14 protein-coding genes are annotated in these 12,469 nt (G+C 45.1%); 3 read left to right on the top strand and 11 right to left on the bottom strand.

All coding sequences use genetic code 11. The annotated features are described in order from the left end of the window. Positions 1–105: 105 nt before the first annotated feature. The 10 genes from F7Y48_RS06455 to F7Y48_RS06500 form a co-directional block, all read right to left on the bottom strand. Positions 106–1,572 (bottom strand): sigma-54 dependent transcriptional regulator, encoded by a 1,467-nt coding sequence (locus F7Y48_RS06455; protein WP_006741695.1) that lies wholly within the window; start codon positions 1,570–1,572, stop codon positions 106–108. A 289-nt stretch (positions 1,573–1,861) separates the two neighbouring features. Next, positions 1,862–2,272, bottom strand: a complete 411-nt coding sequence (fliS, locus tag F7Y48_RS06460) for a flagellar export chaperone FliS (RefSeq protein ID WP_012841524.1) — start codon at positions 2,270–2,272, stop codon at positions 1,862–1,864. 12 nt (positions 2,273–2,284) lie between these two features. Continuing rightward, positions 2,285–2,590, bottom strand: a complete 306-nt coding sequence (locus F7Y48_RS06465; protein WP_012841523.1) for a flagellar protein FliT — start codon at positions 2,588–2,590, stop codon at positions 2,285–2,287. Between the two features lie 3 nt (positions 2,591–2,593). After that, a complete protein-coding gene (gene fliD, locus F7Y48_RS06470) occupies positions 2,594–4,585 on the bottom strand; it encodes a flagellar filament capping protein FliD (RefSeq protein ID WP_134647223.1) in 1,992 nt (663 codons plus the stop codon). A 21-nt stretch (positions 4,586–4,606) separates the two neighbouring features. Further along, the gene (flaG, locus tag F7Y48_RS06475; protein ID WP_047008849.1) at positions 4,607–5,041 is read right to left on the bottom strand and encodes a flagellar protein FlaG; all 435 of its coding nucleotides are present in this window, start codon (positions 5,039–5,041) and stop codon (positions 4,607–4,609) included. Positions 5,042–5,133: 92 nt separating this feature from the next. Continuing rightward, entirely contained in the window at positions 5,134–6,264 is a 1,131-nt protein-coding gene (locus F7Y48_RS06480) for a flagellin (RefSeq protein WP_006741693.1), read from the bottom strand. A gap of 288 nt (positions 6,265–6,552) precedes the next feature. After that, positions 6,553–7,686 (bottom strand): flagellin, encoded by a 1,134-nt coding sequence (locus tag F7Y48_RS06485; protein WP_005393103.1) that lies wholly within the window; start codon positions 7,684–7,686, stop codon positions 6,553–6,555. 263 nt (positions 7,687–7,949) lie between these two features. Next, on the bottom strand, positions 7,950–9,083 hold the full coding sequence (locus tag F7Y48_RS06490) for a flagellin (RefSeq protein WP_046875529.1): 1,134 nt from the start codon (positions 9,081–9,083) through the stop codon (positions 7,950–7,952). A gap of 149 nt (positions 9,084–9,232) precedes the next feature. Further along, a complete protein-coding gene (locus tag F7Y48_RS06495) occupies positions 9,233–10,135 on the bottom strand; it encodes a Dyp-type peroxidase (RefSeq protein ID WP_139060391.1) in 903 nt (300 codons plus the stop codon). A gap of 45 nt (positions 10,136–10,180) precedes the next feature. Then, entirely contained in the window at positions 10,181–10,666 is a 486-nt protein-coding gene (locus tag F7Y48_RS06500) for a DUF2919 domain-containing protein (RefSeq protein ID WP_012841521.1), read from the bottom strand. A 143-nt stretch (positions 10,667–10,809) separates the two neighbouring features. Here F7Y48_RS06500 and F7Y48_RS06505 point away from each other — a divergent pair, with 143 nt between their 5' ends. After that, complete coding sequence (locus F7Y48_RS06505; RefSeq protein WP_139060392.1) at positions 10,810–11,163, top strand: DUF2956 domain-containing protein; 354 nt, start codon at positions 10,810–10,812, stop codon at positions 11,161–11,163. 3 nt (positions 11,164–11,166) lie between these two features. After that, the gene (locus F7Y48_RS06510) at positions 11,167–11,499 is read left to right on the top strand and encodes a DUF4156 domain-containing protein (protein WP_081441201.1); all 333 of its coding nucleotides are present in this window, start codon (positions 11,167–11,169) and stop codon (positions 11,497–11,499) included. A gap of 34 nt (positions 11,500–11,533) precedes the next feature. On the opposite strand, the gene F7Y48_RS06515 is transcribed toward F7Y48_RS06510, so the two are convergent. Further along, complete coding sequence (locus F7Y48_RS06515) at positions 11,534–11,821, bottom strand: helix-turn-helix domain-containing protein (RefSeq protein WP_005380433.1); 288 nt, start codon at positions 11,819–11,821, stop codon at positions 11,534–11,536. A gap of 291 nt (positions 11,822–12,112) precedes the next feature. Here F7Y48_RS06515 and F7Y48_RS06520 point away from each other — a divergent pair, with 291 nt between their 5' ends. Beyond that, positions 12,113–12,463 (top strand): ArsC family reductase, encoded by a 351-nt coding sequence (locus F7Y48_RS06520; RefSeq protein ID WP_316682615.1) that lies wholly within the window; start codon positions 12,113–12,115, stop codon positions 12,461–12,463. Positions 12,464–12,469: the final 6 nt, after the last annotated feature.

A 12,469-nucleotide genomic window follows, 5' to 3' on the forward strand; every position in this document is an offset into this window, starting at 1 on the left:
GTCATCGACAATAAGTTGACACCCTCAGATAACGGTTTTTGGTGTCAGAAAAACGATGCTAAATAGCCCAAATGATTTAGATATCGTCTTAAATCTCAACGTTGCCTAGCGTTGTAAGTTGTACTTACGCATTTTTTCCACCAACGTTGTGCGTCGCATACCCAGCATATCAGCGGCTCGTGCCACGACCCCACCTTGTGCTTCTAACGCTTGGCTGATCATATTAACCTCTAAATCAGCCAACAGCTCTTTCAGATTTACACCTTCAGGCGGCAGCGCTTGCGGAGCGTTCATGCTGTGGTCAAGATCGTCTTGATCATCAAAGCTAAAGTCTTCTGAGAAGATGTCTTGGAACACATCACGCTCTTGTTCTTCAACCGAAATAAACGGATTACTTTCTGGTTGGAACTCCGGGATATCACTGTAGCGATATTTGGTTGGTAAGTGGTTTACATCGACCAAGCTATTTGGGTACAGAATGATCATTCGCTCAACAAGGTTGGCTAACTCACGCACGTTACCCGGCCAGTTGTGCTCCATCAGTGAATTGATCGCACGAGGGGTAAAACAGATAGGCTGGCCACCCTCCGCTTCCAGACGCGTCATCAACTCTTGCAGCAGCAATGGAATATCTTGTTTGCGCTCTTTCAGCGCAGGCATCTCGATTGGAAACACGTTCAAACGATAGAACAAGTCTTCTCGGAACGTGCCTTCTTCAATCATACTTTCTAGATTACGGTGTGTTGCCGCGACAACTCGAACATTGACCTTGATGGTGCTATTGCCACCCACACGTTCGAAACAGCGCTCTTGTAATACGCGAAGTAGCTTCACTTGCATCGACATCGGCATATCGCCAATCTCATCAAGAAAGATCGTGCCACCGTCTGCGAGCTCAAATCGACCTTTACGTGCCGTTAACGCACCAGTAAACGCGCCTTTTTCGTGGCCAAACAATTCACTTTCTAGAAGCTCCGGTGGAATGGCACCACAGTTAATGGGCACAAAGGCACCACTGCTGTACGACGAATGATAGTGAATGTTACGCGCAACGACTTCTTTACCGGTACCAGATTCACCCAAGATCAACACGTTTGCCTCAGTGTCTGAGACTTGCTCGATCAGGTGACGAACTTCTTGAATACCTCTGCTTTGACCAACTAAGCTGCGAAAAAGCGTGTTTTTTCGTGCACTGGCAACGACATTGACCCCTTTTCGACCCAGAAAATCTTTGCAGTGGCGTAACGCCTCACTAAGCTGTGGGTAATTAAGAGGTAGTTCTAGCTCACCTACAAAATTTGGAAGATCATCCACGGGCAACGGAAATCGGCCCATGACTAAAAGTGGGATGTGGTAGGCGCTGTTTAAATGAGAGATAACCGTATTCGCCGCTTGACCTGCTGGAATGTTACCAACAATACAGCACGACCATACGCTAGACCAATCAACATCGCTGAGCTGATCAGAACTGACCGCTTCGCAATTTTCTCCAACAAATTCCAATATATTGCTTAAATTTAAACGACTTGATGCGTCATCATCAATTACAAGCAGCTTTGCCAAACCTTGCATAAGTAAGAATGATTGCCTTTATTTTAGGTGCGTTGCGGCCAAACCTTGATTTGCGCAATTGGGTGCTAAAAGAAGGCAGAACCACCACACTCAATTTACGATAGACAAAATAGGAAAATCAGCAACAAAAAAAGCCATTAGGGCTACTAATGGCTTCTATTTTATTTGAATATAAAAATAAGGCAACCAAGCAATAAAGAGGTGTGAGCTTGATAGAAACTTTGCTACACAACTCGTTGCGCAATTGACAAATATATTCCTCTAATATCTTAACGCGTTGTTTTGGTTATTAAATACCGACTTCAGCTGCTGTAAGATTATGAAACTCTGTAGGGATTTGGTCCCAAGCGGATTTGATCTCACGGATAATGTCGATAACGTCGTCGATCAGTTGAGGATCATTTTGATGGTTAGCAGCTGAAATTTGCGTGATCATAAACTCATAGAGTGAATCTAAGTTTGAAGCAATATCACCACCGTCATCCATCGATAGACAGCTACGTAGCGCAATAATGATGTCTAGCGCTTTACCTAAACGCTCACCTTTTGCTGGAATGTTGCCTGCTTGCATGGCCGCTTTACCTTGAATAAGGCGCTCAATCGCACCAGCCATAAGCATTTGAATGACTTTGTGCGGAGAAGCCGCGCTTAGCTGGCTGTCGACTGATACCTTTTTGTATGCTTGCAAAGAACCGCGCATAGTAATCCTCTTTTAAATAAATTTTTTGTACTGCTGAAGCGAGCGCTGGCCATAACGAAACTTATGAAGTTCTTTTCCGACCTTTGACGTTTCCGATTGCATCAGCTCGACAATTCTTTTGGTACGAGTAAGCAACGCTTGCCACTCTGCATCCTGCTTAACCAAAGGATTTTGATGAATAATTGGTAACAGGTTTTGCAATAACCGTTCCCTGATATCGACCAAGCGAAGAATTTCTTCAGTACTAAAGTCGACTTTTTCCAATTCTTGCGTAATTAGTTGATCTATATCACTAATATCTATGAGTTCTTTTTGCATTTATTAACCCAACGCACTCATTAAGGCACCTAACTGACCTTGCATTTTGCCAGTCGCATCTTGCATGGCGGTAAACTTCGCGTGAGTGCGTTTTTCTAGGCTTTCCATGCGGCGATCTAATGCCGCTTGATCATCACTCAAACGATAATTTTGTTCTGTGAGACTTTTTTCTCGAGTACGAATGCTGCCTGTAATGCCTGTAATACCATGAATCGCGTCTTCGACTCGTTTAGCAAAACCTGTGTTGCCACCGAAGAACTTTTCTAGCTCGTTGAAGTTGTTGTTCAACTGACGATCCAACATGTCATAGTTGATTTCTAAGGTACCTTGACGCGTGGTAGTAATGCCAAATTCAGTTAATGACTTTAGGTTTTCAGGCGCTTTATCAATTTGAGTGGAAAATACCGATTTTAATCGTGAGTCTGCGCTGCGTACGGTACTGTCACCCGACAACGGTCCTTTTTGACCAGTGACCGGATCCACACTCGCCAACGCTTGAGACGTTTGATAAAACGAGTTATACGCAGCCACAAAGTTTTCGATGTCGTTACGCACACTCTGACGATCGTATTCGACGCCAATTTCAGCAGGTGGCTTGTTCGGTTCTGATTTGCCTTTAAGTGTTAAATCAACACCTTCTATGGCATCTTCAATCACATTGTTGTGACTAGAAAGCTTTGCTACTCCATCAAGCAGAACTTCTGAATCTTGCCCTGCTTGTACCTCTGTCATACCAAGGTATTCTTCAAAAGCAGATTGCGCTTTTGCGATTTTCGCTTCTGCTTCATCAATTTTTTCTAAACGTTCACGCTCTTGAGGATCCAGCTTAGCGCGATGAATTTGTTTCGCTTGCTCTTCGGTCAATTCACCACGTTCAACTTTTGCGTCTAGCGCTTGTTTTTCACTCGCAATTTTTTGCTCAATTTCAGCTTTTTCTTGCTCAAGAAGCTGCTTGGCCTCTTTCGTCGTAACGTAAGAGTCGGTTAATGTGCCTGATGCCGCATTGCTCCAACCCGGTACATCTGGTGCCTTCTCTATTGCTTTCTCGTCGAGTTCAAGCTCTGGTTCTTCATAAGAATCCAGCAAAGTGCCTGACGCAGTTTCTGTCCACCCTGGAATTCGGTCTTCAGGGCGCAAACTCGCGCGTCGGTTGGCTTCATCAATCGCTTCCTGCCCAGCTTTAGCAGCTTCTGCACCCGCAGCATAGATTGGCTCTTGGGAGCCATCATCTTGTCCATTTTCTGCCGCTTTTTGCTCTTCTGGAGGTAGAGGATTGCCGTTTGCATCCAGTTCTACTGGTTGCTCGGGGAATTGAAGAGGACCTAACACTTCTTCCGCCGCTGAACGAGCTTCTTCAAGCGCGTTAACACGGTCTTCAAGTGTTTGATATTCGAAATACTTTAGAGGGTTGCCTTTGTCGGCCTCCACACTGACTCTGATTTGATGATCCTTACCAGAGAGATTTGAGGCAAGGATAAGGCGTGGTCCTTCAACGTCGTTAATGAGAGATGCTCGAACACCGGGATTGTCTTTTGAGCCGTTGATGCCGCGTACGACATCTGCGAGCTTGGAGCTCGAACGAACGTTCACGTTGAAGGTGTCATCACCAAGCGAAATCTGCAGCTTACCAGGGCCAAACTTTGCGTCTTCTGGCAGTACGTCAGAAGCGACTTTGTGGCTCTGGGCAAGCTGCAACACATCGATAGCATATTTGCCAGCGATAGCATCTGTAGTTGCAGTAGCAGATACGATATTGTCGTCTGTCGTTTCAACAGTACGAACGGCAAACGCTTTCTCTTGACGAAAGTTCGCCATGAGATTTTTCATCGTATCCAGTGATTCTCTGAGTCGCCCATAGGCACTGATACTGGCATTAATTGTCGTGCGCTCGTTGTCAATGCGTTGCTGCTTTGGTACGCGTTCGGCATCCACAATTTTGCTGACCATGGAATTGATATCCATGCCGCCAGACATCCCCAAAGGGCCTAAACTCATCAAATCACCTCTAAAAACGACTTACACTTTTTCAGTCAACAACCCGCTGTTGGCTGTGTGCTCAGCTAGGCGACGCAATACCACTAGCATCTCTTCATCAGGAATTTGACGAATCACGTCGCCCGTTTTGGCTTCGTAAATCGTCACCACATCTCTCCCGGATTCCTCATCCACTCGAAACGCGACTCCTTTGTTTATGGACGTCACAAACTCATTCATTTGCGCGACCAATTTTTCACGTTCTTCTTTGTTCAGCTCTTGACGGCTTTCCGCCATCTCGATCGCAGCTTGAACAGAGAAGTCGTATTCGGTGTCTTTCGCTTTTTGCGGCGAAACCTCACCATTTGAATTTGCTGGGCTAGACGTGCCTATATCATTGCCATTTTTATTTGCAAACTTTGTGCCACTTGGCGTGCCGTAAGGCTGGATGTTCGATGCGTAGGAGGATATATCCATTACAATCTCCCTTCCACCTTATGGGCTAACGATAGAACCTATCGCTTTGGTGCCCCAGCACTAAGGTATTTACCTCAGGCTGGGTCAACCACTTAGCCCAACAAGCTTAGCGCTGCAGATGGAGACTGCTTCGCTTGAGCCAGGATTGAAGTACTTGCTTGCTGAAGAATTTGCGACTTAGTCATCGCAGTGGTTTCTTTCGCGTAATCAGTATCTTTAATACGGCTGTTAGACGCATTAACGTTCTCGTTAATGTTGTCTAAGTTGCTGATTGCGTGGTTGAAGCGGTTTTGGAAAGCACCAAGTGACGCACGTTGGCTGTCTACTGACTTCAGGGCACCGTCGATAACAGCCACAGCTTCTTGAGAGCCTGCTACTGTTGTTACGTCGATGTCTTTCACTGTTACGTCTTTCGGGCCGCCAAAGCCGATCTCGTCCGCTAGGTTGCCAGAGAACTCAACATCACCTTGAACTTTTTGAGAAGAAGCAAATACTTGTAGCTTGCCATCTTCACCAACAGACGCTTTTACATCATCGTTTTGACCGTTGATGTACGTTGCTAGCTGCTCAATGTCGTCGCCTTGTTTTGCGCTGATCGATAGCTCTTTCTCTTCACCTTGTTTGTTGGTGTAGCTCATTTTGAACTCAGTTTTCTCACCAACAGTCCAAGATGCATCTTTACCCTCTTCTGCTGCGTAGCTCTTGCCACCCATTGCAGAAGTGTCTGAGCGCAAGCTACCCATAGAAAGCATCACTGCTTCACCTGAGTCTGCACCGATTTGGAAAGATTGCGTACCGTATGTACCGTTCAGCAACTTGTTACCACCGAAAGAGGTAGTTTCAGCAATACGGTTTAGCTCGTCATTTAGCGCTGTTACTTCTTCTTGGATCGCAACACGTTCTGCTTTTGAGTTAGAACCGTTCGCAGATTGAAGCGATAGGTCACGCATACGTTGTAGGATGTTGGTAGATTCATTCATTGCACCTTCAGCAACCTGTGCAATAGAAATACCGTCGTTTGCGTTTTTCACCGCCATGTCTAGGCCACGGCTTTGTGCATTCAAGCGGTTTGAAATCTGTAGACCTGCAGCATCGTCTTTCGCGCTATTGATTTTATAACCCGAAGACAAACGCTCCATTGATTTTTGTTGACCGTCAGCTGCCTGGTTTAGGTAACGCTGTGCAGTCATCGCAGAAACGTTAGTATTAACGTTAATCGCCATAATTGATCTCCTTAAGGCTTTAGTGAATGTACCGTCGTGTCTCTCACCTCACTTAGGTACATCTCATTTCTCTCAGTCCCTTTAACGGCGACCGATGAATATCCTTTAGAAGAAATTTTCAATTTTTTGCGATTATTTTCTTTGGCTTACTGAAATGTGATGAAGCTCTAATGTCGTGATTCGCAGAAATTCTGAGTCTCCAAAAGACAGAAAAAAACCCAGCCGAAGCTGGGTTTACTCGCTCATCTCTCACCACGAGCCAATGAGGTTCTCGTCTTAGGTTTGAAATTAACCTAGCAGACTTAGCGCTGAGTTTGGCGCTTGTTTCGCTTGCGCAAGGATTGAGCTTGACGCTTGCGATAGAATTTGTGACTTAGTCATTTGAGTCGTTTCTTTCGCGAAGTCAGTATCTTTGATACGGCTCTTCGACGCGTTCACGTTCTCGTTGATGTTGTCCAAGTTGCTGATTGCATGGTTGAAACGGTTCTGGAATGCACCCAGCTCTGCGCGGTGGCTGTCGACGTATTTCAGTGCCGCATCGATGATAGCCACAGATTCTTGTGCGCCACCAACTGAGGTTACGTCGATAGTATCTACCGTTACTTTTTTACCTTCGCCCAAACCTAGCTCGCCAGATAGGCCGCCTGAAAACTCGACTTCGCCTTCGACTTTGTTGTTGCCAGCAAAGATTTGCAGTTTACCGTCTTGGTCTACTGAGGCTTTCACTAGGTCAGTTTGACCGTTAATGTAAGTCGCAAGCTCTTCGATATCGTCACCTGCTTTTGCGCTGATGTTGATTTCTTGCTCTTGGCCGTAGCTGTCCGTTAGGTTGATTTTTAGGTCGTTCTTACCTTCAGCAACGTTCCAGTCTTTACCTTTACCACTTTCAGCTTGGTAGCTCACACCGCCCATCATTTTGTTGTCTGAACGCATGTCTTTTAGCTCAAGCATCACTGCTTCACCGTTATCTGCACCGATTTGGAACGATTTCGCACCGTGTGTGCCGTTTAGTAGCTTGTTACCACCGAAAGAAGTGGTTTCTGCGATACGGTTTAGTTCGTCGTTTAGCGCGGTCACTTCTTCTTGAATCGCCACACGCTCTGATTTCGAGTTTGAGCCGTTTGCTGATTGTAGAGACAAGTCACGCATACGTTGAAGAATGTTAGTGGTCTCGTTCATTGCACCTTCAGCGGTTTGTGCAATTGAGATACCGTCGTTCGCGTTGCGAACCGCCACATCCAAACCACGGCTTTGTACGTTCAAACGGTTCGAAATTTGAAGACCCGCAGCGTCATCTTTTGCGCTGTTGATTTTGAACCCCGAAGACAAACGCTCCATAGAAGTTTGTTGAGCTGAGTTTGCGTTGTTTAGGTAACGCTGAGCGGTCATCGCTGATACGTTAGTGTTTACATTCACTGCCATGGTGATTTCTCCAATTGATTTTCCGGTATAGCGGTTTCCGACGTCTCGGAAAACCAAGTAGTTCTCTCAAAGTTACTTTTATTAACGGCGCTCAAACTGATTTCTTTAGGGAATTTTTTGGATTTTTTTGGAAAAAGTTCATTTGGAGAAGGAATCGTGATGAAGCAGATAAAAAAGCAAAAAAACGTCAAATTTTCGCTAAAGCTTCTTTTCGAGCTGTCGATACAGGCAGGTTTTACGTTAAATTCGAGCGAGGTCGATCATTAGCCAAGTAAGGTTAATGCTAGGTTTGGCGCTTGTTTTGCTTGTGCAAGAATAGAAGTACTGACCTGCTGCAAGATCTGCTGCTTCACCATTTGCGTGGTTTCTTTCGCGTAGTCAGTGTCTTGGATACGACTGTTGGAAGCGGCTAAGTTTTCGTGGATGTTATCGAGATTATTGATCGCGTGATTAAAGCGGTTTTGATACGCGCCTAACTCCGCACGATGGCTATCAACGTACTTCATCGCAGTATCTAGGACGGCCACGGCTTGTTGCGCACCACCGACAGACGTAATGTCGATGTTATCAACCGCATCGTAACCTTTTAGCTGTAACCCCAGTTCACTCGCTAAGTCACCTGAAAACGATAAAGTGCCTGAAGTTTCTTCTCCAGCCATAAATAGCTGTAACTGACCTTCTTCATTCACCGATGCCGTGACTTTGTCAGTTTGACCATTGATATAAGTCGCAAGCTCTTCGATATCATCGCCAGCTTTGGCATTAATTTGAATGGTTTCCGTCTCACCAAAACGATTCGTAAATGACATACTAAGATCATTCGCACCGTCTTTTACTTTCCAATCAGAGCTTGCACGTCCGTTTGCAATGTAACTAAAGCCGCCCATATCAATGCCATCACTGCGCATCGACTTTAATTCAACTTGCACAGCTTCACCTGACGCGGCACCGATTTGAAATGCCGACTTACCAAAGCTGCCATTGAGCAGTTTACGCCCACCAAAGGAGGTCGTTTCGGCAATGCGGTTTAGCTCATCGTTAAGTGCCGTCACTTCTTCTTGCAGTGCAGTGCGCTCCGCTTTGCTGTTTGAACCGTTAGCAGATTGAAGCGACAAATCACGCATACGTTGCATGATGTTAGTCACTTCATTCATCGCCCCTTCGGCGGTTTGCATTATAGAAATGCCGTCGTTCGCGTTACGTACCGCGACATCCAAACCACGCATTTGCGATTGCAGACGGTTGGAGATTTGCAGACCCGCAGCGTCATCCTTTGCGCTGTTAATACGCTTCCCTGAAGACAAACGCTCCATGGATTGGTTCAGCATGTCAGTTGCACTGGTCAAATGACGCTGTGCGACAAGTGCTGCAACATTGGTATTAACGGTGATAGCCAAGAGACACAGATTCCAAATAAATTAAGGCTTTGGATACTTATCGACCAAATAATCGAAAGGTTTAGTCTTTTTTGAAAAAGTCTGTGGAATAGAAAAGAAGAAAATAAAAGCCCTCCAATTGGAGGGCTTAAGAAATAAAGTCTGAGAACTTACTTGATGGCTAGCTCTGCTAGCATTTCTTGTGAAGGCGCGAAGAAGTACGCACCAGTTACCGCTTTTGTGAAACGAAGCATTTGGTCTGTTTTACCATCTGTCACGCCGTACATACTTTCTAGCATCACTTTAATGTTATGAAGTGTATTGCAGTAAGAAATAAACAGCAGGCCATGAGGCCCTGTTACCGTCCCGTATGGCAAGCTATGGCGAACAATCTTGAGACCTTTTCCTTCTTCTTTAATATCAACGCGACCAACGTGTGATGCAGCAGGAACGTCTTCTAGCTCGATAGAGTCTGGTTTGGTACGACCAATCACTTTTTCTTGCGCTTTGACATTCAAGCGATTCCAAGCGGCAAGGTTATGTTCAAAGCGTTGAGCCATGACATAACTACCTCCAGCAAATGGGCCCTCTTTTACTAGAGCCACATCAGCGCGAGCCTCCCCTTTCGGGTTTTCTGTCCCATCAATAAAGTCTGTCATATCACGAGCATCAAGGTAACGGTACCCATACGTTTCGTCCACAATGGTGACATCTTGTGCCGTCTCTTCTAGAAACTTACGCAGAACATAAAAGTGCAAGTCGTGACGAGTAGAGTGACAGTGAATCAGCACATCAACATCCGTTGCAGGCGCTACGATGTCTCCTTCGCCAAGTTGAGTAAAATCAATAAGCTCTTCTGGCGCGTCTACATTGAGGTGTTGCCAAAACGATTTTGTGAATGCGATAGAAAGGGTCAGCGCCGCGCCTGGCTGGGTAATATTTAACTCTTCCACTAACTTTGGTAGTGCTTTCAGCTTATCCAATACGTTTTCACGGTTTTGGTTCACTTTAAGTTGAGTGTACAGTGCAAATGGCCCTGCTTCTGGCACGATCGCCGTTTGAGCTTGTGACATTGAGGTTTCCTCTATACTTTGCCCCGGTGTGGGAAGTTATTGTTTTTAATTCTTCGAAGGCTGCTCTTCATTGCGCTCCAATTGTGGCACATGAAAACAGTCTTTTACCCATCTTCCATTTAGAAGATAGATCATAAACCAAGCTAACAAGGTAATGGTAAGGGCGTTTGCCCAGTTGAATACACCATGTTCCAGATACACATGATACATGGTCTGAGCCAGTTGGATACCGCACAAGATCAAAGTGATCTCTCGACCATAGCGAGTAATTCTGTTTACCCATCCTCTATCGGGGTGACGGAGCCCCATCAACCACATGAGAAGCAGGCTTGGAATGCCCATAGCCAAACCCAAATACAGCGTACTTGAGTCTGGATAAACAATAGCGAGTAGCTTACTGCCACTATCACGACTTACGCCTGCCATCGCAAACACAACCCATGAACGTACAAGAAACATCCATCCAAACCATAAAATAATCGGCGCTTTTAAAAATCCATGGGCGTCATATTGGTCAAACGAGTAGCGCACAACATCTTCTTCTTAATGTGATAAAACGCCACTTTAACCTATCATTTCAGAGTTGCAAGCCAGCAAAGATGAGAACTAAAGTTCATTTCATCATCTTACACAGGTAAACTAAACAAAGATTTACAATGACGTTGATGAGAAACATGAAAAAAAGAACTCCAGCTACCCCAGCGCCTTCTCAAGAAACTCAAGCCGAAGCGATGAGAATTGCCAAATCCACACAGAAACCGGGGCAAACCAAAGAGCAAACCAAGCTGATCGCTCAAGGTATCGAAAAAGGCATCGCTCAATATAAGAAGCAGCAAAAAGAGCGCAATCGTCAAGCCGATAAAGCAAAGAAAAAACAGCAACGTGAAAAGCAACGTCAGCATGAAGAAGCTATCGAACAAGACAACATCACCAACGATGCGCCAAACTATGCATCAAGCAAACTGCCTTGGATACTGCTCGCTCTGAGCTGGATTGGCTTTGCTGCTTACATAGTATTGGGGAAATAGCTGATGAGACGCCTGTTACTTGGACTTTTTGTCGTACTTCTCTCTGGTTGCACGATGCCTTCTCACCTTACTCATGCTCAAAGCCAAGATGTTCATATTCGCATTGACGCTCAGTTCAACCCTGATCGATGCGAATACAAAGGCGAAGTCACCGGAAGCGAGGGTCATTGGTATAACTACATTTTTATGACTAATGACGCGATGATGCAAGGCGCGATGAATGATTTAAAAAACAATGCAGCGGCTATCGATGCGGACACCGTTTTTATGGTCTCCCCGCAAGATTTTATCACCTCATTTAGCGTGCTGGGCTCCGCTTACCGCTGCAATGGATGACGCCTGAATATGAAAAAAGCCAGCAATTGCTGGCTTATGCACGAAATCCAAGACTGCTAGCGATATCTCTCTCCCGCTCTAGAACCCATTGGCTATCAAAAGGCCCCCAATCTGAAAGTTGATAATAGCCGTCATTATGACGTCGGCCATCTTGAACGAATATGAGTTCAATGCCGATCCCAGGTAACGCCTTGAGTACATCTTGAATTGTACGACGAGGCCACCCCGTTTTTTCGATCAACTTTGGCACATTCGGCCTTTCTAGGTTTTCCACCAACAAGGCCAAATATAGCCGCCTTGCAAAAACAGGACTCAATTCCATTGACACCTCCTAAAATTGTGCTGATTCATTATTTCGTTTTTGCTCAGCGAGGTGTTGCGTTTGATCAATAACTCGACTTTTCCATTTGATTTAGACGAATTTTTATTCGATTTATAGCGCATTCATCGTAAATAAGTTATGTGACATTAGCTATCTCAATCTATCTGAAAATATTTTCCACCGCATTTTGTCAGTTTGATTGCTTCTTGATAGGATGCTTTAACAGCCCAAATCACTTAAGTGCGTCTTAACCGCGCCAGTGAAAAATAGAACAAAGAAAAAGGAAACACTATGTCGATTACCATGTTTGGTATTCCCAACTGCGATACGATCAAAAAAGCCAAGAAATGGTTAGAAGCTGAGGATATTACTTACGACTTCCATGACTACCGCAAGCAAGGCATTGATGCAGAAATGGTAAGTGAATTTTGTCGCGCTTTAGGTTGGGAACAGGTGCTCAACAAACGTGGCACAACCTACCGCCAATTAGCGCAAGAGCAGAAAGACACACTTAACGAAGAAAACGCGATCGCTCTTTTGGTAGAAAACCCTGCGATGATTAAACGCCCAATTTTAAAAGTGAATGATCAACTTCATATCGGTTTTAAAGCTGATCAATACGCTAGCATTTTCAACTCTTAAATAAAG

This window comes from Vibrio sp. 2-1-2a (assembly GCF_032648565.1).
GTDB classification, from domain to species: domain Bacteria; phylum Pseudomonadota; class Gammaproteobacteria; order Enterobacterales; family Vibrionaceae; genus Vibrio; species Vibrio diabolicus.